The organism is Flavobacterium sp. CR10 (assembly GCF_055814415.1).
This window is the reverse complement of sequence record NZ_CP185985.1, coordinates 5448803-5470369: the sequence shown is the minus strand read 5'-3', so window position 1 is coordinate 5470369 and position 21567 is coordinate 5448803. Positions and strand designations below refer to the sequence as shown.

The window sequence follows — 21567 nt, the reverse complement described above, 5'->3', positions numbered from 1 at the left end:
AGCTGCAGACTTTGACAAAGCATAAGATTATTTTTTCGGAGCTGGTTTTCCGTTTTTTGTAGTAATTATAACAACTCCTTTTTTGCCTCTTTCGCCATATTTTTCGGTCGCTTCAAGGTCTTGCAAAATGGTTATGGTTTTAATGTCTTGTTTGTCTAAAGGCGCATATGGGCTTGTTGGATTTTTGCCAAATAAATCATTTTCTGAATAGTAAATTCCATCAATAATGTACAAAGGTTCATCAAGGACAACAAGAGAATCTACATTTTCTGGATTTAGATTTGGAAGCTCATCTCGCATCATTTTGTCTTTTTTTGCATCGTCGCTGTGAGCCATTGCATTTCCGTTAAGAATTACTAAAGGTGCACTCTTTTTTGCTTTTTGCGTTGGAGCGGCCGAATAGGCAACTTTTGCAGATTCTCTTTGAGAATAACCTGAATAGCCCATATCTGAAGTCACTTCTTTTTTTGAAGAAACATTATCTTCTTCTTCAAAAGTTTCATGTAATAATGTTTGAGCTGGCATTGTCGTTTCTGCCGTAATTTTTGGTGTCGGAGCAGACTGAAAAGCTTCTGCCTGTGGAACTGCTATTTCTTGAACAGCAACTCGTTGTTTGTTTTTAGTTTGATTCTCCAAAATTTTAACCGCTTCTTCGTTTGAAACTATCCCAGAATCTGAAGATGGAGTTGCATCTTTTTGAATTAAAACAGGCTCTTCGGTTTGAGGCTGTTCTAATTTTTTTTCTTCCAAAACTACTTTTGGAGTTTCTGTTATGGTTTCTTTATTAGAATGTAAAAACTGAAAGCCTAGAGAAAGCAATAATAGAAGAGAAGCTGCAACTGCGATTTTTTTCCATAATGCTATTGTTTTTTTGTCTTCTTTTTTGTCCAGTTTTTCTTCTACGCGCGCCCAGACTTTTTCCATTCCTGGGAAGTCTTGAAACTCGGCTTTTTGCGAAGCTTCTTTTATTTTATCGAATAATCTATCTTGATTGTCCATGACTATTTTGCTTTTTGATAATACAGTTTGTTAACCAGTTCTTTCAGTTTGGTCTTAGCGGCATTCAATTGTGATTTTGAGGTGCCTTCAGAAATCTTCAGCATTTCGGCTATTTCTTTGTGTGAGAAACCTTCAATGACAAAAAGGTTAAACACAGTTTTACAGCCGTCAGGAATATGGTTTAATAAATTAAGTAAATCTTCTTCTTCCAATGTATTCAGTTCGTCGACAGAAGGCTGCGAAAGCAATTTCACATCGTCTAAGTACATATTAAAGTTGGTTTCTTTTCTAATCATCGCCAAACAATGATTTACAGTTATGCGTCTTGCCCAAGCTTCAAAAGCATAAGCTTCTTTTAACTGTTCTAGTTTGGTGAAAATAGTAAAGAAAGAATCGGCCAAAGCTTCTTCGATTTCCTCTTCCTTTTTTAAATATCTTTTGCAAAGGCGGTACAACTTTGGCGCCATGTATTCGTACACCTGACGCTGGGCATCGCGGTGCATTTTTTTACAGTTTGCTATTTGAGTCTCGTTTATCACAATTGTTGTCTTTCTTGTATAGAGAGTAAAAAAGATAAAAAGGTTGGGACGGGGGTGAAAAAAATATTAAAATATTTTTTTTAGGTTCAGAGTTGCAAAGATTCAAAGTTACAAAGGTTTTATCGTAGAGACGCACTGCTTTGCTTCTTATCGTAATTATTCTCCTAAGCAAACATCATTATAAAATTCTACAATTTCTTTAATGTCTTCGAAAATCCATTTGTCGCTTTTTAGTTTTTTTACGATAAAATCGCAGTCGGCAAAAACTTTCGAAGTGTTTTTTCGCCATGAGTTTACAATCCCGCAGTTTAAACATGTTGGATATTTGTCTTTTTGTTTTTTGACATAATAAAATTCAGAAGATTCAGTTGGTTGGGAAAAAGAATTGGTTTGAGGATTGTAAGTTGCCGGTCGTTCATCATGAGGATTATAAATTTGATCGAGAAGACTAAAATCTGAACCAAATTTTTTATATAAGGTAGCTTCTCCTTTAATAATGATCTCGACCAGTTTTGGCTTGTCTAATGAATTTAATTTCACATATTCAAAAGTCCGTCTAGCATTAAAATTAAGAAACGTGATTTTTTTAACAAACTCTTCATTCCAAGTATCAGGCTTGTCTTCGGGCGCAACCTTAAATTTTATTTTGTTGAAATTTAAAGAAGCAAATCCTTCAATAGAATCTCCATCTTTGAAGTAAATTATTGCTTCTTCTGTTTGAGAATAAATTTTAAGGCTGATAAAAAATAGGATGAATATAATTCTGTAGAGTTGTTTCATTTAAGGGAGTATTTTTAACCTTTGTGTTTCTCTGCGAATACCTTTGTGAATCTTTGTTTAATAGCTCTTTCGCAAAGATTCACAAAGCGACAGAGAGATTCGCTAAGTTTTATTTAATCGGCAAAGTCAATTTATAAATCTTCGTTTCTAAAACTTCTGTATCATTATCTTCGCAAAGCAAAAATTCGATTTTGTTGTTTTCTTTTTTATAGAAAGTCAGACCTTCAAATTTATTGGTTGCTGTAATTTTTTGAGTGAAATCTATTTTCATGGTTTTTACATCAATTCTTCCGATGAAACTTCCTAGAATTTCTCCGTCATCATAAGTCGATTTAGTGTCTTCGGCAGTTGAGAGGAAATAGATTTTATCGTCGACCAAAACAGCATCTGTAAAACTGGAACGAACGCCTTTTATTTTTGGCAGTTTGTAATTAACAGAAATTAGAGCAAATTCTTCTCCTAGATTTTTGGCGTGAATGGTAAAAATGGTGTTTTTGTTTGAAACGCCATTTCCGCGATTGAATAAATACCAGTTTTCGCCATCAAAAATAGCGCCTTCTAGATTAAAGTCTTCTGGTTTAATTTCTCCGAAATTCTGCATTACAGCATATAGATCGACTAAATTGTTTTTTTGTAAAACAGTTTTCGATTTCAAATCAAATTCAATCATTTTGTTTCGGTTTTCGGTTGAACCAGAACCAAAAACATAAAGCGTATCATTATGATGTGTAAGTGACTCAAAATCGGGTTTTAAGTTTTTCGGAATATTCTGCGTTGGATTGTCAATCAAAGCATGCTGATTCAATTGCTGATTTTGCATATTGTATTCGTAAAGAAATCCGCTGTTGTCACCAATTACATAAATCGCATCGTTATTGTAAAATAATCCCGATGCCGAGCCGATTCCGATAATTTGAAATAATATTTCTAATGTGAATTTTTCCATGAAATGTTGTTTTTTATTGCAATGAATAGCAGTTCCGATAGCTATCGGAATTCGTAAAATTACTATATTTATAAGACAAAAAATGAAAAAGATATGAAATCAATAGACCCGAAAGATTTTAAAGTTGTAGATAAAATAAAGCTTAAAGAAATTCCAACTTTATTAGATGTAAAAGCTGACGATGACGAAAAAGAAGAAAAACTAGATAAAGTTCAAGCTAAATTGAGCGATTTGCAAGACGTAATGTATGCGCACAACAAATATAGCGTTTTGATTTGCCTGCAAGGAATGGATACTTCGGGAAAAGACAGTTTGATTCGAGAAGTTTTTAAAGAATTTAATCCGCGTGGAGTAGTGGTGCATAGTTTTAAAACACCAACTTCGGCAGAACTGGAACATGATTATTTGTGGCGTCATTATATTGCGCTTCCAGAAAAAGGAAAGTTTGCTATTTTTAATAGAACACATTATGAAAATGTTCTAGTAACACGCGTACATCCTGAATATGTTTTGGCTGAAAACCTTCCAGAGATTAATTCTGTAGATGATATTACGCCTGATTTTTGGAAAAACAGAATTGAACAGATTAATAATTTTGAGAAACACATTTGCCAAAACGGAACAATCGTAATGAAATTCTATCTGCATTTGAGCAAAGAAGAACAGCGCCAACGTTTGTTGCGCCGTTTGGAAGAAGAAAAGCACAATTGGAAATTTTCGCCAGGCGATTTGAAAGAGCGAGGTTATTGGGATGAATATATGAAGTATTATGAAGAAGCGATAAATAAAACTTCTACGCCACATGCTCCATGGTATATTGTTCCTGCTGATGACAAAGAAATGTCACGATATATTGTAGCGAAAATTATCTGGGAAGAAATGAAAAAACACACAGATATTAAAGAACCTGAATTGGACGAGAAAACGGCTATAAATATAGAATTATATAAAAAAGAATTAGGAGAGAAATAATTAGAGAATTGAGATAATTAGTCAATTAGATAATTTTTTTGACCCCGATAAGTTTTTAATAAACTGTCGGGGTTATTTTATATTGCTTTTAAATTCCATTTGTCAAAATAAAAACGCAGTTCGTCAAACTAATTTGAATAACGCTTGTGGTTTATGCTACTTTGCTGTTTGTTTAAAAAATATAGAACTACTTTTGAAGTTAAATTTCTCAACAAATTATTTATAGATGATTGCAATCAATAAAAATAGGCATTGGATGTTTTTAGTCTTTTTTTGGAGCTTATTAGGCATCACGATTTGGGCGCAGATGATCGAAGATTACGATTTTTCGACCGCTACGATTCAGGCCGTCTTGGTTTTGTTATGTTCTGCTGTTTTAGCTCATGTGTTAAGTGATGTTATATTGCCAAAAGCGCTAAAACAAAATAAAATGAACTCGTTTGCGGTACAAAGCGTTATTGTTGTGCTGCTTTTGGCATTTTGTCTGTCATTGATTTATATTGTTTTTTCTGATTCGGTTATGAGAAGAAAAGCATATCCTGAAGCAGCAGATGTGGATTCTCTTCATTTTTTATGGGCGCGATTTTATGGAAACATTCCGTCAGCGATTTTAATTTGCGGTACTGCTTGTGGACTTCGATTTTATCAGGAGCACAGCGTTATCGAAAAAAATCATGCACAATTGCAGCAAGTTCATTTAGAAGCTCAAATCAAGATTTTACAAGATCAGATCAATCCGCATTTGATGTTTAATGTATTAAATCATATTCATATTCTAATGCAAAGCGATGTAAAACTAGCTTCAGATTTATTGGTTCAGTTTTCGGATATTTTGAGGTATCAATTGTACGAATGCAATAAGGAATATGTGCCTTTGCATCTTGAAATTAAATATCTTAAAGATTTAATTGCTGTTGAAGAAACTCGTTGGGGAAACGAATTGGAAGTGAAAAGCAAATGGAGCATTGAAAATGGACAGCTTCAGATTGTACCGTTGCTTTTGGTTCCTTTAATTGAAAATTCTTTCAAACATGTTTCCCGACTTCCAAATCAAAAAGGATATGTTCATTTATCTTGCGAGCAAATAAATCATCAGCTGAATTTTAAAATAGAAAACTCTTATACGGAGCGATATAAAATACCTTCAAAAAATCAAGGATTAGGCTTAGAGAATGTAAAGAAAAGACTGGAAATACAATATCCAGAAAAACACAAATTAGATATCCATAAAACTGATTCTGATTTTACAGTTACAGTGACTTTAGGTTTAAAATGATTTTTTAGCCACAAATTGCACGAATTAGCACGAATTTTAAATCTGCAATGCTTTGTGTTCTAAGCATTCTTTACAAAAATTAAAACTTTGCGAACTTTGCGTAAAACCTTTGTGAACTTTGCGGTTAAAATTTTTAGCCACAGATTAAAAGGATTAAAATGATTTTGAAAATTTTTAAAGAAAAAATCTACCAGAAACAAAAAAACTATGAAAATGAAATGTCTCATTATCGATGATGAACCTATAGCAAGAAACGGAATAGCAGATTTTGTTTCTAAAATTGATTTTCTCGAAACTGTTGGCACTTGCGCTTCGACTCTAGAAGCCACTTCTTATCTTCAGGAAAAGCAGATCGATTTGATGTTTTTAGATATCAATATGCCTTATCTTACGGGATTAGAGTTTTTAGAATCATTAGAAAATCCGCCATTGGTGATTTTTACAACCGCTTACTCAGAACATGCTTTAGATGGATATCGACTTCAAGTTGTAGATTATTTATTAAAGCCCATTACTTTTCAGCGTTTTTATCAGGCTTCATTAAAAGCAAAGCAATGGCATCAAATGTTGAATTCGCCAAAACAAAATCAATTGGATCCGTTTTTATATGTGCGTCAGGAAGAAGGATTTCAGAAAATTTCTTGGATTGACATTTTATATATCGAAGGAATGCAAAATTATGCTAAACTTCATTTTAAAGATAAAGTGCTGATTATTCATCAAACTATGATTTCATTAGAAGAAACACTTCCAAAAGAAATTTTCTTTCGAATCCATAAATCATTTCTCGTAAATGTTACGCATATAGATTCTATTTCTGGCGGACGCTTATTTATAAAAGGACAAGAACTACCTATTTCAAGAACACGTCGTGAGGAATTATTGAAAGAGGTAGTCTATAAAAACTTACTTAGCAGATAGCTCTAGAATTTCCATTTTAGGGCTATTGCTCCATAAAAGGTGGTGGTGAATCTTGGATCTGCAATATCTTTTTCCTTAAAGATTTCTTTAATTTTTCGGTTTGTTGTCGAAAAACTTCGAAGCAGAGTAGTTCCTCCAGTTGGTTCTAAAGTCCAGTGTTTTCCAAATTTCATCTGAGGTCGTAAGCCTGCAATTATCTGTTGATATCCAAGTAAGGTAGATTTATTTCCAATTTTGGTTTCGGCAGTCATTCCGCTTAATTCTACTACTGCTTTTAAGTCAAACGTATCAGACATTCGATAGCCAACTTCTGCGCCTTCTGGAAAAGCAACTTTAAAATGCAGCGCTCCTGTAGATTCCCAGTTAAAATAAATTCCAGGAAGAACCATCGGCACACCAAAACTATTAGTCAAGACCGGACCTGCACCCAAAGCCAGTTTAGGATTGAATTGTTTGATAAAAAGAATTCCGCCTTGAAGCAGGACATCATCTTTATTAATTTCGACCATATCTGTATAAACACCTACAGAAGCCATTATTAATAAAGACCAAGAAGAAGAAATAGAACGCAAATGTTTAACTCCAACTTGCGTATTGAGCAATTCATCTGGAAATCCGCCTTGAAATTCTACTGGAAGATCTTGAATGTTGTAATTCCTGTTTTCCATTTTGGCATAACTGGCATTAAAAAATACCGACCATAGTTTTGGATGATCGTATTTGTCCATTTTTAAAGACAATGGCACTTCAAAAGCCAGCTGTGCTCTTTTAAAATTACTTTCTGCATTTGTTTTTGTGCTGTCCATTGGCCGTACATATTTAGAAAATGGGACATAATCGAGTTTAAATTCACCTGAAATTCCTGATTGTGAACGTGCAGCTAGGGTAGCCAATAAAAAAAGAAAAAGATGCGATAGATAAAAGATTGTTTTGTTCATGATTTGATTAATTTTTCTGCGAATTACCACGTTCTAAATCAATCCCGAAAAATCATTTGACTACCAGCACTTTTTTTTTGACCAACGGTATAGAATAAAAAATCCGACAACTATATAAGCTGTCGGATTTTTACCAAAAACAAAATAATAAATTAAACCTATTTTTTATAGTTTAAAACCATAAGCAACACGCAATGCTACTTGATTGGTTCTAAAATCATGATAATCTTCGTAACGAACACTTAAATCGATGTACTTGTTGGCATAACCAATTCCTGGAGCCCATAAAAAGGTAGTTTTATCGTAACCGTTTGTTACAGCAAAACCAGCACCCAGCTCTCCTAAAACATAAAATTGATCTTTTAAGACAAAAGCTTTAAAACCTGCTTTTGCTGGAATGAATCCAAGATCTTTTACGTTATTTCCAAGTTCATCTTTCCCCATAAATAAATTTGTAAATCCCGTTGTTAAGGTTAATGATGTTTTTTTAGAAAGATCGTACTGTAAACGTACATCCCCACCCAGAGACCAGTCATAATCGTTATCGGTTGGAAGTCCTCCATTTAAACCGACTCCTAATCTAAAACCCTGATCGTAATTTTCGACTTCGCTATCTTGAGCAAAAGTTGTGTTGGCAAATAAAAACGTGAACGCAGCTAGGCATAACATCTGTAATTTTTTCATGGCTTATATTTTTGAAATTTCTATGATGTAAAATTATATGCAAGGCGTTTGGAGTTTGTTATACAATTTTTAAAAATCGTTACATAATATTGAGTTCGTCTTATTTTTGTCTTAAAATTGGGATATATTTTTATTAATAGGATAGAATTCCAAGCTTCTGAGTATCTTTGCGCACAAAATTGAATACAAGTGAATTTAAAGCAGTACACCAAAGAGTTTTCGTATAATTTAAGACTTGCATATCCTGTCATTTTAGGAATGGTCGGACATACCTTAATTGGTATTGTCGATAATATAATGGTTGGTAAAATAGGAAGTACAGAATTGGCGGCAGTTTCGCTTGGAAATAGTATGATTTTTATCGCCATGTCTTTAGGAATTGGTTTTTCTACAGCCATTACGCCAATTGTTGCCGAAGGTGATGCAGAGAAAAATGATACTAAAATTCGATCTGCTTTTCATCATGGATTATTTCTTTGTACAATTCTAGGATTGGTGCTTTTTACCGTAATTATGTTTGCAAAACCCATTATGGAATTGCTGAAACAACCTGCAGATGTAATTGTGTTGGCAAAACCCTATTTAGGATGGGTGGCTTTTTCTCTAATTCCGTTGGTAATGTACCAAGGATATAAGCAGTTTGCAGACGGAATGTCGTTAACCAAATATTCTATGTATGCCATGGTAATGGCAAACGTTCTTCACGTTGGTATAAACTATGTTTTAATTTATGGGATTTGGATTTTTCCAAAAATGGGAATTATCGGTGCCGCTTTAGGAACGGTAATTTCTAGGATCTTTTTGGTAATGTTTATGCATATCATGCTTTCGCGAAGAGACGATTTAAAACGCTTTTTTAAAGGTTTTAGTTTTAATGAAATAAAAAAAACAACCATAAAAAAGATCATCAGTATCGGATTTCCTTCTGCAATGCAGATGCTTTTTGAAGTAGTTTTATTTACGGCTTCAATCTGGCTTTGTGGAAATATCGGGAAAACAAGTCAGGCAGCAAATCAGATTGCTTTAAGTTTGGCGTCGATGACTTTTATGTTTGCAATGGGATTGAGCGTAACTTCTATGGTTCGTGTAAGTAATCAAAGAGGATTGATGGATTATAAAAAACTGATTGTTGTAGCGCGTTCTATTTTCCTTCTTGCTATAATCTTAGAAACGGTTTTTGCCATTTTCTTTATCGTTTTCCACGATTATCTGCCTTATATTTTCTTGAATATGGAAAATACAGGACAAATTTTGGATAATGAAGAAGTAATTGCCATTGCATCAAAACTGCTTTTAATAGCTGCGATTTTCCAGATTTCTGACGGAATTCAAGTTGTGGTTTTAGGTGCTTTACGCGGATTACAAGATGTAAAAGTGCCTATGTACATTACCTTTGTAGCCTATTGGGTTATTGGTTTTCCTATTTCGTATTATTTAGGAGAACACACAGAATTGAAAGCTCAAGGTGTTTGGGTCGGACTTTTGGCTGGATTAACTGCGGCTGCAATTTGTTTGTATGCTCGTTTTCATTACTTAACAAAAAGATTGGTTAAGAATTCAGATGCAGAATAATTAAATTTGAAAAAATAAAAGGCTGATTTTAGCAAAACAATAAATAATCAATTACTAAAAAATAAATATATGGAATTACCTAAATTTTTACTTGGAGACAACACTGATTTCCCAGATGATATTTTTATCATCCACCTAGATTATCCAAGATTTATTATCAATTTGAAAGATGATGAGGTTGAATTTTTAGAAGAACCTGAAGATTTGGATGAAGCAGAATTAAACGCCGAAATGGAAAGTTTAATTGAAAAGGCAAATGAGTTTTATGATAGAGAAATAAACCGTTACGAAGAGTAATCGTGTTTTTTGAAAATCACTTTTACGTTCTTAATATTTTTTATTGATGAAGAAATTATCTTTTTTAAGGCCTATATTAAATTTTATAGCAATCGGATTATTGATAACCACTCTAAGCCGAATCTTTTTGTTTTTTCTTTTTAAAGAAAGAGTAGAGCAGACACCAGATTTCTGGTATATTTTTCCAATCGGGCTCCGAATGGATTTGATATTACTTTGCTACCTATCTTTTTTGCCAGCGGTTTTGATTACTTTTTTGCCAAATAAGTGGATAAAATTCACAAACAAATTTTTGGTAATCTATAGTTTTCTATTCCTGTTTTTAATTCTTTTTGTAGAATTAGCTTCGCCAGATTTTGTCAAACAATATGATACAAGGCCGAATAAGATTTTCTTAGACTATCTTATTTATCCGAAAGAAGTGGTTGGAATGCTTTTGAAAAGTTATCTGACTTCTATCATCGTGACATTCTTGATTTTGGGAGTTGTGATTTATTTTGCTTTCAAAAAGGGAAAAAAATATTTTAATACAACCAGCGCAGATTACAAATTCAAATTAATGGTTTTTCCATTAGTGGCATTTTTATTGTTTTTTGGAGCACGTTCGAGTCTAACTTCAAAACGACCTATTAATGCCAGTAATGCTGTTTTCTCAACAGATCAATTAACGAATACTTTAGGATTAAATTCATTTTATACGGTTGCATTTGCGGCGTATTCCATCAAAAATGAAGGAAATACCAAAATGTATGGTAAAATGGATGAAGCCGAAGCGATTGCTCGTGTGAAAAAATACATGATTGCTGGGCCAAATGATTTTACCGATAAAGATATTCCGTTTTTGCACGTACAGCAGCCAGATTCTGTTGTGCAAAAGCCATACAATCTAGTTATCTTTTTACAAGAAAGTTTAGGTGCAGAATATGTTGGGATTTTAGGAGGAAAACCATTAACTCCAGAATTTGATAAATTATCTAAAGAGGGAACTTTGTTCACCAATTTGTATTGCACAGGAACCAGAAGCGTTCGTGGAATTGAAGCGGTTGTGACCGGATTTTTGCCTTCGCCATCAGAAAGTGTTGTAAAGCTTGGAAACTCACAGCAAGGATTTTTTACTTTAGCGGAAGCATTAAAACAAAAAGGTTACGATACCAGTTTCATTTATGGCGGAATGGCCAATTTTGACAACATGGCTTCTTTTTTCAACGGAAATGGTTTTACAGACATTGTGGACCAAACTGATTTTGATTCTGATGGAAATAAATATGCTTTCAAAGGAACTTGGGGCTATTCTGATGAAGATTTGGTGACCAAAGCCAATCAGTATTTTAAATCAAAAGGCGATAAACCGTTTTTCTCTTTAATGTTCTCGACTTCAAATCACGAACCTTTTGAATATCCGGCAGGAAGAATTAAACCTTATGATAAAAAGCCTAATACGGTAAACAATGCCATGAAATATGCTGATTTCTCTATTGGAAAATTCTTTGAAATGGCTAAAAAAGAACCGTATTTTAAAAATACAATTTTCATTGTAATTGCAGATCACAATACCAGAACGTATGGTAAAAATTTAGTTCCAATCAATAAATTCCATATTCCAGCATTTATCATGGGGCCAGGAGTTCCAAAAGGAGCTATTTATGATAGACTGGCAAGTCAGATTGATATTCCGCCGACATTATTAGGATATTTGGGTATGCCGTTTGAAACACCAATGGTAGGACGAAATCTAACTAAACTAGATCCGAAAGTACAAGGAAGATCAATTATGCAGTTTAATGATATCAATGCATTTAGAGTAGAAAGCCAAGTGGTGATCATGCAACCCAATTTGAAACCACTTCAATTTGAAATTAAAAACGATACCACTTTAATTCCTGTAAAACTAAACGAAGATTTAGCAAAAGATGCTTTAGCGCACGTTATTACAGCAGGAAATTTGTATAAAGAAAGTAAGTATAAGCTTAGACCTAAAAAATAGGTTCAAAGGTGTAAAGTGACAAAGGTTCAAAGGTTCAAAGGTTTTACTTTGGACCTTTTTCTTTTTTAGTGAAATTGAAATGCTTTGCGGGTTCTCGACTCCGCTCGAACAGACAAGATTGTGTATTGAGATTGTTGAGGAATTAAAAGGAGCAAAGCGACTTTTTTCTACTTTGCACCTTTGTCACTTTGAGCCTTTATCAAAATATAATTTTAATAACTCAGCAGCAGCTGCAAACGATGAAATTTCATTGTTTTGCACTGCTTTTTTGTTTTTTTCTAAAAGCGAAATTATTTCAGGCTGATTATAGAAATTCTGTTTCAGTTGTTCGTTGATGGTTTCCATCATCCAGAAGTGATTTTGCTCATTTCTTTTTTCTTGGAAAAACCCAGTTTCTTTCGTCATTTCAAAATAATCAGAAATAGTGTTCCAAACTTCAGGAATTCCATCTTTTGTCAACGAACTGCAAGTAGTTACTTTCGGTTGCCAATTTGATTTTTTTGAAGGAAATAAATGCAAAGCGCGATTAAATTCTACTTTCGCCTGATTTGCTTTTTTTACATTATCGCCGTCAGCTTTGTTAATGACAATGGCATCTGCCATTTCCATAATGCCGCGTTTAATGCCTTGAAGTTCGTCGCCAGCACCAGAAATCTTTAAAAGTAAAAAGAAATCGACCATGCTATGAACGGCAGTTTCACTTTGGCCTACACCAACGGTTTCAATAATAATAGTGTCAAAACCTGCGGCTTCACAAAGAATGATAGTTTCTCGGGTTTTGCGAGCTACACCGCCTAAAGTTTCTCCAGAAGCACTTGGACGAATAAAAGCATTTTCATCTTTCACCAATTCTTCCATTCGGGTTTTGTCGCCGAGAATACTTCCGTGCGAAAGCGAACTGCTAGGATCAACCGCTAAAACGGCGACTTTTTTTCCTAATTCTGTCAAGTGTTTTCCAAAAGCCTCGATAAAAGTGCTTTTCCCAACACCTGGAACGCCTGTAATTCCAATGCGAATTGATTTATTGGCATGAGATAAACAGCCTTGAATAACTTGGCCAGCTTTATCAAAATGGTCCGGATTGGTGCTTTCAATTAAAGTAATCGCGCGACTGAGAGAAGTTCGGTTTCCTTCTAATATACCATCAATTAATTCTTGAGAAGTGGGTTGTTGCCTGCGTTTGCTTTTAATTTGATTGATAGCCGAAATGTTGGTGATTTCGGGAGGTGAAATTCCAGCTTTTTCGGATATGCTGCCAGTTTGTTTATTAGAATTTGACAAAACGCACTTTTTAGAAATGTAAAAGTACAGAAAACAAAAACAGTTTCAAAAAGTTAGTTTGCCACGAAGTACACTAATTAGCACGAATTTGTTCTAGCTTTTTTGTCTTCCTGAGCGAAGTCGAAGGACACGCAAGTAGCTCGATAAAGATTGGTTACATGCAAAGAGACCCGACAGGTTTTAAAACCTGTCGGGTCTAAATGGTATTGCGGAATTACTTTGTGTGTCCTTCGACTTCGCTCAGGAAGACATCGCATTTGCGAAAAGTTCTGAAAAAAAACTTAGAATCTTAGTGCCTTAGCAACTTAGCATCTTTAAAAATTAATATCCAGCCGTAAACCTAACTTGGTGATGTTTTGGAGTTTCTACTTCATCAGCAATTACAACCGCTAAATCTTCTACAGATAAAATACTTCTTTGCTCGTCATTGAAAACAGGATTTTCTAAGCCTAAACGGTATTTTCCAGTTCTTCCTGTTTTAGTTCCAGCGTGCATTTCGAAAGCAGGACTAAAGAATGCCCAATCCAAATCTTTTTCTTCTTTGATGATATTTAAATAATGTCTCGCTGCATTGGCACCAGGAAAAATCTCTTTTGGAAAATCTGGAGTATCAACAGCCTGTAAATCTGGAGCAACATATAAACTTCCTGCGCCACCGATTGTGATGAAACGTTTAACGCCAGATTTTTTAACCGCTTCTTGAATAGCTTTTGAACCTGCTAAAAAGTCATCGTAAATATTAGGGTTAGTCCAACCTGGATTGTAGGTATTCACAACTGCATCATGACCTTTCAAGATTTCTGCCAAAGCGTCAACGTTAAAAATATCTGCAGCAACCCAAGTAGCATTTGCCGTATCTTTTGGAGTTCTTGCAATAGCAGTAATTTCATGTTTTCTGTCTGCTAATTCGTTTAAAATTGCTGAGCCAACAAATCCTGTAGCTCCGATAAGTGCGATTTTCATAATATATAAATTTATTTAGTAATAAAAAATGTTACAGTTTAGATTAAAAAAATAGTTTTAAAACTGATTCGAAAAATCTTCCAATGAAATTCCCTCCAGCTGTTTGCTGACATTTTGATTCATTTCGCTATACAAAGCTTCCAAATGCTGATTGATGTTTTTTCCAACAGGGCAATCAGGATTCGGCTGATTTTTTGCGAAACCTAAACCAATCGTTTCAAAGGTCATTTCGAATATTTGTTTTAAAGTCAGATCAGCAGCGTTAACTGCCAATTTGGTACCGCCATTTTTTCCTTCTTTACTTTCTACAATATGATGTGCTTTTAGGTTGGCAATTTCTTTTCGAACCAAAACAGGATTTAGATTAATACTGCCCGCAATATATTCCGATGACAAATAATCATTGGGGAATTTATGGAGCAAAGTAAGAATGTGAATCGTTATGGCAAATTTACCTGAAATCATACTGTAATAAAATATGTTACAAATTTACATCTTTTTGTAACACAAAACACTAATTTAACTAAAAATTAATTATAGCAATTAAAATTACAAAATATACTAATGGAAAAAGCACGTCATTCATATTAAAGATGTGCTTTTTTCGAATTGACTATTTTGATTTTTGATTGATTCCTAGTGAAGAAAAATATACCCATGCTATAAAAAGAAGTTGCATTGGTATTCTGATCCATAAATACGATAAACCTTTGCCAGTATAGTCGGCTGTCTGTAAATTGATATTGTGGATTGCGGCATAGATGTTAGCTGGAAGCAGTAAAATAAAAAATAAAATCAGCAGTTTTCCTGTAAGGACTTTGGTTTTCGGGAGTAGCAATCCAATTGCTGCAATTAATTCTATGACTCCTGTAACTAAAACAATAGTATTTGCCCAAGGCAAAAAAGAGATCATCATTGCCATTCCTTTAGCAAAAACAAAATGAGCAATAGCAGTAAATACTAGCATAACTGCCATAGCGACTCTGCCAGCAAATGCTAATTCAAACCGTTTAGTGGTGAGCCAAATAATAAGCAGCGTCGCGATAAAAACTCCAAAAAGCACGATTAAGGTTTCCATATCTTTTTTTTATTGTACAAAGTTGCGCAGTAAAGAAAGCTAAAACAATGAACCTGGGTTAATAAATTCGTTTTCTGATTCGGCTTAAAGCTTGTGGAGTAATGCCAATGTAAGAGGCAAGATATTTTTGCGGAATTTTTTGTATTAAATGCGGTTGCTCTGTGAATAAATTAAGATATCGCTGCTCAGCAGAATCGTTTAGCAAAGACAGTTCTCTCTTTGATTTTTTAATAAATAAATCTTCGCTTGCTAATCGGCCAATGGTATTGCCAATTTTAGTTTTGGCATAAATGTCTTGAAGATCATTATATGAAACGCGCCAAAGTATGGTGTCAGAAAGCGCTTCGATTGTATAGTTTACAGGTAATCTGGTAATAAATGAATCATAGCCACTTGTAAATTCGCCATCAAATACAAAAGTAAAGGTCAAATCTTTATTCTCGGAAGGAACATAATATCTAAGAACTCCTTTTTCTATAAAGGAAAGATAATTTTCTATATGACCAGTTTGAAGTATTGCAGTTTTCTTTGGAAATTCCTGTCGAATGAGTTTTGACGAAAAGATATTCCAATCTTCATCAGAAAGTTTGGTCATTAGTTCAAGATTATCCCTTATTTGCTGCATAGATTTTTAGAATTACATATTAAAAGTAACAAAAAACTCAAAGAGAGAGGATAATTTGTTCAGTCCATCAATTTATAATTTCCTACTTTTGTCTTGAAGCCATGATATGAACAACTTTATACTAATATTTCTCTTTCTTTCGCTAGGTTTAGTTTTGCAGCACGTAAAACAGTTTCCCACTCATATCTATAAGACGCTCAATAAAATTGTTATTTATTTCTGCCTTCCTGCGATTACTTTATATCACATTCCGAAAATAAAATGGAGTAGCGAATTGCTATTTCCTATAGGAGCAGGGTGGGTTACTTATATTTTGGCTTTTATATTTTTTCATTTTTTAGGAAGAAGAAATGGCTGGTCTAATAAATTGATTGGATGTTTGATTTTGACGGCAGGATTAAGTAACAGTTCTTTTCTCGGATATCCGATTATTGAGGCTTTATTCGGAAAGAAAGGTTTGGAAACGGCTGTATTAGTTGATCAGCCAGGAACTTTTGTAGTAGTTTCTACACTTGGCGTTTTTACAGCGGCTTTTTATTCTAAAGGAAGTCCGAACGCATTAGGGATTTTCAAAAAGATTATCACGTTTCCGCCATTTTTGATGTTTGTTTTGGCATGCCTGATGAATATTTCCGATTATAATTTAAATGAAAATATCCAATTTGTATTACTGAAAATCGGAAGTTTAGTAACACCTTTAGCTTTGCTCTCTGTTGGCTTGCAATTGACTTTTGATCGAAAAAGCCAGCACTGGAAATTTTTACGACTTGGACTTTTCTTTAAACTGCTTTTGATTCCTTTTATAATTTTTGTGCTCTATGTTTTCATTTTTAATCAGCATTCTGAAGTTATAAAAATTACGATCATGGAAACCGCCATGGCGCCAATGATAACGGGCGCAATCTTAGCTTCAACATACGGATTAAAACCAAAATTGAGCAGTATGATGATTGGCTTCGGAATCCCGATTTCTTTTATAACGCTTGCTTTTTGGTACTTCATTCTTACTTTTATTTAAGAGTAAAATACTAATTATATCGAAAAAGTAGAATTTTAACTTTTTTTAAGAAAATCGATGTTTTCTATATGCTTTTTTTGGTTAATTTTAGAGGAACTAAAAAATATAAATTATGTCAACATTAAGATTAGGCGATATAGCTCCAGATTTTCAAGCAGAAACTACGCAAGGACCAATTAGTTTTCACGAATGGCTAGGAGATTCTTGGGGTGTTTTATTTTCTCATCCAGCAGATTTTACGCCAGTTTGCACAACTGAATTGGGAACAGTGGCGAACTATGTGCCAGAATTCAAAAAAAGAAATACTAAAGTTATTGCTCTGAGTGTAGACGGTTTAGATTCGCATAAAGAGTGGATTAAAGATATCAACGAAACTCAAAATACAGAAGTAAATTTCCCAATCATTGCCGATGAGGATAAGAAAGTAGCTAATTTATACGATATGCTTCATCCAAATGCAAGCGATAAATTTACAGTGCGTTCGGTTTTTGTTATCGGACCAGATAAAAAAATCAAATTAACGCTGACTTATCCAGCTTCAACAGGAAGAAATTTTGACGAATTACTTCGTGTAATTGACAGTTTACAATTAACAGCAAATTACAGTGTTGCAACGCCAGCAAACTGGAAAGATGGAGAAGATGTGGTAATCGCGCCTGCAATTCCAGATAGCGATATTCCAGCAAAATTTCCAAAAGGTCATACGCCAATTAAACCTTATTTGCGTTTGACACCGCAGCCGAATAAATAATTTTAAGGTTCTGAGATACTAAGATGCTAAGGTTCTAAGTTTTTTAGAATTTTAGCATTTTTTGTTTTTAAGAAAAACAAAGAAAATATAAAAGCGTTGAAATTTTCATAAATTGAAAATCTCAACGCTTTTATAGAAAAACTTAGAATCTTAGCGCCTTAGAACCTTAGCATCTTTAAAAAACTTACTTGGCTGCCAACAAAGCATTCATTCTTTTTTTATCTCCTACAACCCACAGAATATCATTTTTCTCTAAGATCAAACTAGATTCTGGATTTAGGATACGGTTTCCGTTTCGCTCAATTCCTACGACCATTCCGTCTGTTTTGGCTCTGAATTGGCCAATACTTTTTTGAATGAATTCGTCTTGAGAAACTTCAAGCTGACGCAAAACAATATCGGTTTCTTCTACTTTTGTAGGAGGTTCTGTTTCGTTTTGAGTTAAGAATTTTGTGAATTCTGCGATTTGTGCATCAGTTCCGATTACGCAAATTTCATCGCCTGGAAATAGACGTTCTGTTTTGGTAGGAATCGGAATTGTGACTTCTCCTCTTTTAATGTAGGCAATGTTGATTCCTAACTGTTCACGAATCTTCAATTCCTGTAAAGTCTGCCCCACTAAATTGGATTCTTTTTTAATTTCGAAGAAAGACATGTGTCCGTCCCACGGCATTAAATTGGCATATCTTCTGTCGATCTTTTTGTTTTCGCGATCGTTGAGGTTTTTCAAAAAGTGATTTTCAATTTTATGGTATTGCTCATTTAGTTTTTTAGGGAAAATTTGATACGCTCCAATTGCAATAATCAGCGCAACGAAAGCGACTAAAGGAGAGAAGAAAATATTCAATAGGAATCCGACAAAGAATAAACCAAGACTCATTCTTATCAGGATTAGCATTAAAAGTGCACCGCGGTATTTGCGTTCTTCCCATAGCGCTTCGACTTCATCAACTTTTACACGACGGAGCGAAAGTGCCCATAAAAATGGTGCAATTACAACCAATGTCAGTAAAGCCGCTAAAGTATTTCCGAATCTTGTGTCGGCAACCAATGGCGCTACAAATTTGGAAGACAATAATATAATGGCCGTAATAATAATAGTATGAAGAATAATTTGCGTAATCGAAGAGCGAAGTACAATCTGCCAAGTACTGACAGACTTAATGGCTTGCGCATTCACACTATAGCGGTTAATATTTTTAACCCATCTTTTTGGCATTTTTGCTTCTAAAAATAAAGCAAATCCTTCCGAATATTTAATTAAGAACGGAGTTGTAAACGTGGTAATGGCAGATACAGCCACAATAATTGGGTATAAGAAATCGCTTGTAACTTTTAATGACATTCCGAGAGTAGCAATAATAAACGAGAACTCTCCAATTTGTGCCAAACTCATTCCCGTTTGAACCGATTGTTTTAAGGGCTGACCAGAAATCAAGGCTCCGATAGAAGAACTAAAGGCTTTTCCAAATATGGTCAATAAAGTAATTATAGCAACAGGAAGTGCATAATTTACCAATGTTACAGGATTAATTAACATTCCGACTGATACAAAGAAAACAGCGCCAAAAAAGTCTTTTACAGGCTGAATTAAATGTTCAATTTTTTCTGCCATCGTAGTTTCAGCAATAATAGATCCCATGATAAAAGCACCTAAAGCTGGAGAAAAACCAACATTTGAAGCAAAAATTACCATCATTAGACATAATGCTAATGAGATGATGAGTAGCATTTCATCTGTCATCAGATGTTTAGCTTTTTTGAAAATAGTTGGAATAATAAAGATTCCCCCTAAAAACCAGATAATTAAAAAGAAAATAAGTTTTAAAACAGATTGTAATAATGCTGTTCCCGAAACCTGATCGCTCACAGCAATAGTTGATAGCAAAACCAGCATCAGAATGGCCACAATATCTTCGACAATTAAAGCCCCGAAAACAATTCCAACGAACTTTTTTCCTTTTACGCCCAATTCGTCAAAAGCTCTGATGATAATGGTTGTAGACGAAATAGAAAGTGTTGCTCCCAAGAAAATACTGTCCATTTTTCCCCAGCCCATCCATTGCCCGACTGCATAACCAATTACGGTCATAAACAAAATCTGGGTTATGGCGGTGACAGATGAAGTCCCTCCAACCTTCATTAGTTTCTTAAAGCTGAATTCGAGTCCTAAACTAAAAAGTAAAAATATAACCCCAATTTCTGCCCAAACTTCGACACTTTTCATGTCGGTTATAGATGGGAAAAAATCAAAATGGTTTCCGGCCAAAAATCCTGCGATTAGGTAGCCCAAAACCAAAGGCTGTTTCATTTTTCTAAATAATAGAACGGCGATTCCGGCGGTCATCAGGATTAATCCTAAATCACTAATTAAAGGTTGTAAGTGGTGTGAAGTTTCCGCAGCGGCATTTAATGCAATCATATAAAAACGTGGTATTTTTTTAGCGGCTGATCCAGCTTTTTATTTCAAATGAAATTCATTGGCTCCTATTAAAATAAAAGGAGTCTAACCTGGATTTGCCTCTGGATTTAATAAAAAAAAGCTATCTCGATAAAGATAGCTTTTTTTGGTAAAATATTTGGTATTTTTCTTAAATTCCTGTGTAATTACTAGGCGTTATAGCCAATAATTCTGCTCTAACGGCATCTGAAACTTCTAGAGTCGCAATAAAGTTATGAATCGCATTTTTGTCAATCGCTTCATTAGTTCTTGTTAATCCTTTTAAAGCTTCGTAAGGATTTGGATATGCTTCGCGACGTAAAATAGTTTGAATAGCTTCAGCAACTACTGCCCAGTTTTTCTCTAAATCTTCAGCAAATTTACTTTCGTTTAAAAGCAATTTATTTAATCCTTTCAAAGTAGCTTCAAAAGCAATAACTGTATGTCCAAAAGGAACACCAACATTACGTAAAACAGTACTGTCAGTTAGGTCACGCTGTAATCTTGAGATTGGTAATTTTGCAGAAAGGTGTTCAAAAATAGCATTTGCAATTCCTAAGTTTCCTTCTGAGTTTTCAAAATCAATTGGATTTACTTTGTGCGGCATTGCAGAAGAACCAATTTCTCCAGCTTTGATTTTTTGCTTGAAATAATCCATTGAAACGTACGTCCAAATATCGCGATCTAAATCAATGATAATCGTGTTGATTCTTTTTAAAGCATCGAAGAAAGCAGCAAAATGATCGTAGTGCTCAATTTGAGTAGTTGGGAAAGAATGTTTTAAACCAAGATCAGTTTCAACAAATTTATTTCCGAATTGTTTCCAGTCAATTTGCGGGTATGCTACGTGGTGTGCATTAAAGTTTCCTGTTGCTCCTCCAAATTTAGCTGCAAATGGAATGTTGAATAACAAACGCATTTGCTCTTCTAAACGCTCTACGAAAACCAAAATCTCTTTTCCTAAACGTGTAGGAGAAGCAGGCTGTCCGTGTGTGCGTGCCAGCATTGGAATGTCTTTCCACTCAACGCTTAATTCTTTTAATTTTGCAATTACGGCAATTAAAGTTGGCATATAAACTTGCTCAAACGCTTCTTTTGTAGAAAGCGGAATGGCAGTATTATTAATGTCTTGAGATGTTAATCCGAAGTGAATGAACTCTTTGTATTGAGATAAACCTAATTTTTCAAAAGCATCTTTAATAAAATATTCAACCGCTTTTACGTCGTGGTTGGTTACTTTTTCTGTTTCTTTAATCCAAAGAGCATCTTCAGTTGAGAAGTTTTTGTAAATGTTTCTCAAGCTTTCAAATAAACTAGAATCAATACCTTGCAACTGAGGCAACGGAATTTGGCATAAAGCAATGAAGTATTCCACTTCAACCAAAACACGGTATTTTATTAAAGCTTCTTCAGAGAAGAAAGGTGCTAAATTTTGAGTTTTATTTCTATATCTTCCATCAATTGGCGATATAGCATTCAATTCGTTTAGAGTAGTCATTGTGA

At 34.3% G+C, this 21567-nt stretch carries 21 protein-coding genes; 8 read left to right on the top strand and 13 right to left on the bottom strand.

Going from position 1 to position 21567, the window contains the following annotated elements; translation table 11 throughout:
* Positions 1–27: 27 nt before the first annotated feature.
* The 4 genes from ACNRYB_RS23000 to ACNRYB_RS22985 all read right to left on the bottom strand — a co-directional run bounded on the left by ACNRYB_RS23000 (position 28) and on the right by ACNRYB_RS22985 (position 3264).
* The gene (locus ACNRYB_RS23000) at positions 28–999 is read right to left on the bottom strand and encodes a hypothetical protein (protein WP_473728887.1); all 972 of its coding nucleotides are present in this window, start codon (positions 997–999) and stop codon (positions 28–30) included.
* Between the two features lie 2 nt (positions 1000–1001).
* Positions 1002–1502, bottom strand: coding sequence for an RNA polymerase sigma factor (locus tag ACNRYB_RS22995; protein WP_473728886.1), 501 nt, complete (start codon positions 1500–1502; stop codon positions 1002–1004).
* Between the two features lie 192 nt (positions 1503–1694).
* Positions 1695–2318 (bottom strand): hypothetical protein, encoded by a 624-nt coding sequence (locus tag ACNRYB_RS22990; RefSeq protein ID WP_129745032.1) that lies wholly within the window; start codon positions 2316–2318, stop codon positions 1695–1697.
* 109 nt (positions 2319–2427) lie between these two features.
* Positions 2428–3264, bottom strand: coding sequence for a DUF6929 family protein (locus ACNRYB_RS22985; protein WP_473728885.1), 837 nt, complete (start codon positions 3262–3264; stop codon positions 2428–2430).
* A gap of 93 nt (positions 3265–3357) precedes the next feature.
* On the opposite strand from ACNRYB_RS22985, the gene ACNRYB_RS22980 reads away from it, so the two are divergent.
* The 3 genes from ACNRYB_RS22980 (at position 3358) to ACNRYB_RS22970 (ending at position 6433) form a co-directional block, all read left to right on the top strand.
* Positions 3358–4236, top strand: a complete 879-nt coding sequence (locus tag ACNRYB_RS22980; protein WP_473728884.1) for a PPK2 family polyphosphate kinase — start codon at positions 3358–3360, stop codon at positions 4234–4236.
* Positions 4237–4492: 256 nt separating this feature from the next.
* Complete coding sequence (locus ACNRYB_RS22975) at positions 4493–5512, top strand: sensor histidine kinase (protein WP_473728883.1); 1020 nt, start codon at positions 4493–4495, stop codon at positions 5510–5512.
* A gap of 207 nt (positions 5513–5719) precedes the next feature.
* The gene (locus ACNRYB_RS22970; RefSeq protein WP_473728882.1) at positions 5720–6433 is read left to right on the top strand and encodes a LytR/AlgR family response regulator transcription factor; all 714 of its coding nucleotides are present in this window, start codon (positions 5720–5722) and stop codon (positions 6431–6433) included.
* A gap of 2 nt (positions 6434–6435) precedes the next feature.
* Here ACNRYB_RS22970 and ACNRYB_RS22965 read toward each other — a convergent pair whose 3' ends face one another.
* Both ACNRYB_RS22965 and ACNRYB_RS22960 read right to left on the bottom strand, forming a co-directional pair.
* Positions 6436–7371: a DUF6268 family outer membrane beta-barrel protein gene (locus tag ACNRYB_RS22965; protein ID WP_473728881.1), complete on the bottom strand. Its 936-nt coding sequence runs from the start codon at positions 7369–7371 to the stop codon at positions 6436–6438.
* Between the two features lie 165 nt (positions 7372–7536).
* Positions 7537–8055: a hypothetical protein gene (locus ACNRYB_RS22960; protein ID WP_343708062.1), complete on the bottom strand. Its 519-nt coding sequence runs from the start codon at positions 8053–8055 to the stop codon at positions 7537–7539.
* A 189-nt stretch (positions 8056–8244) separates the two neighbouring features.
* Here ACNRYB_RS22960 and ACNRYB_RS22955 point away from each other — a divergent pair, with 189 nt between their 5' ends.
* From ACNRYB_RS22955 to ACNRYB_RS22945, 3 genes are all read left to right on the top strand, one after another.
* Positions 8245–9627, top strand: coding sequence for an MATE family efflux transporter (locus ACNRYB_RS22955; protein WP_129745044.1), 1383 nt, complete (start codon positions 8245–8247; stop codon positions 9625–9627).
* Between the two features lie 69 nt (positions 9628–9696).
* Complete coding sequence (locus ACNRYB_RS22950) at positions 9697–9924, top strand: hypothetical protein (protein WP_008468034.1); 228 nt, start codon at positions 9697–9699, stop codon at positions 9922–9924.
* Positions 9925–9970: 46 nt separating this feature from the next.
* Positions 9971–11908, top strand: coding sequence for an LTA synthase family protein (locus tag ACNRYB_RS22945; RefSeq protein WP_473728880.1), 1938 nt, complete (start codon positions 9971–9973; stop codon positions 11906–11908).
* 183 nt (positions 11909–12091) lie between these two features.
* On the opposite strand, the gene meaB is transcribed toward ACNRYB_RS22945, so the two are convergent.
* The 5 genes from meaB to ACNRYB_RS22920 all read right to left on the bottom strand — a co-directional run bounded on the left by meaB (position 12092) and on the right by ACNRYB_RS22920 (position 15855).
* On the bottom strand, positions 12092–13189 hold the full coding sequence (meaB, locus tag ACNRYB_RS22940; protein WP_473728879.1) for a methylmalonyl Co-A mutase-associated GTPase MeaB: 1098 nt from the start codon (positions 13187–13189) through the stop codon (positions 12092–12094).
* 321 nt (positions 13190–13510) lie between these two features.
* Positions 13511–14152, bottom strand: a complete 642-nt coding sequence (locus tag ACNRYB_RS22935) for an NAD(P)-dependent oxidoreductase (protein ID WP_473728878.1) — start codon at positions 14150–14152, stop codon at positions 13511–13513.
* Positions 14153–14209: 57 nt separating this feature from the next.
* Complete coding sequence (locus ACNRYB_RS22930) at positions 14210–14617, bottom strand: RrF2 family transcriptional regulator (protein WP_343708057.1); 408 nt, start codon at positions 14615–14617, stop codon at positions 14210–14212.
* 148 nt (positions 14618–14765) lie between these two features.
* Positions 14766–15230: a DoxX family protein gene (locus tag ACNRYB_RS22925; protein ID WP_473728877.1), complete on the bottom strand. Its 465-nt coding sequence runs from the start codon at positions 15228–15230 to the stop codon at positions 14766–14768.
* Between the two features lie 58 nt (positions 15231–15288).
* Positions 15289–15855 carry a Crp/Fnr family transcriptional regulator gene (locus ACNRYB_RS22920; RefSeq protein ID WP_473728876.1) on the bottom strand — a complete coding sequence of 189 codons (567 nt, stop codon included), beginning with the start codon at positions 15853–15855 and terminating at the stop codon, positions 15289–15291.
* Positions 15856–15961: 106 nt separating this feature from the next.
* On the opposite strand from ACNRYB_RS22920, the gene ACNRYB_RS22915 reads away from it, so the two are divergent.
* Both ACNRYB_RS22915 and ACNRYB_RS22910 read left to right on the top strand, forming a co-directional pair.
* Positions 15962–16873: an AEC family transporter gene (locus tag ACNRYB_RS22915; RefSeq protein WP_473728875.1), complete on the top strand. Its 912-nt coding sequence runs from the start codon at positions 15962–15964 to the stop codon at positions 16871–16873.
* A 112-nt stretch (positions 16874–16985) separates the two neighbouring features.
* On the top strand, positions 16986–17624 hold the full coding sequence (locus ACNRYB_RS22910; protein ID WP_290967008.1) for a peroxiredoxin: 639 nt from the start codon (positions 16986–16988) through the stop codon (positions 17622–17624).
* 184 nt (positions 17625–17808) lie between these two features.
* Here ACNRYB_RS22910 and ACNRYB_RS22905 read toward each other — a convergent pair whose 3' ends face one another.
* Complete coding sequence (locus ACNRYB_RS22905) at positions 17809–20046, bottom strand: cation:proton antiporter domain-containing protein (RefSeq protein ID WP_129745056.1); 2238 nt, start codon at positions 20044–20046, stop codon at positions 17809–17811.
* A 169-nt stretch (positions 20047–20215) separates the two neighbouring features.
* Complete coding sequence (gene purB / locus ACNRYB_RS22900) at positions 20216–21562, bottom strand: adenylosuccinate lyase (protein WP_066033777.1); 1347 nt, start codon at positions 21560–21562, stop codon at positions 20216–20218.
* Between the last annotated feature and the right edge of the window lie 5 nt (positions 21563–21567).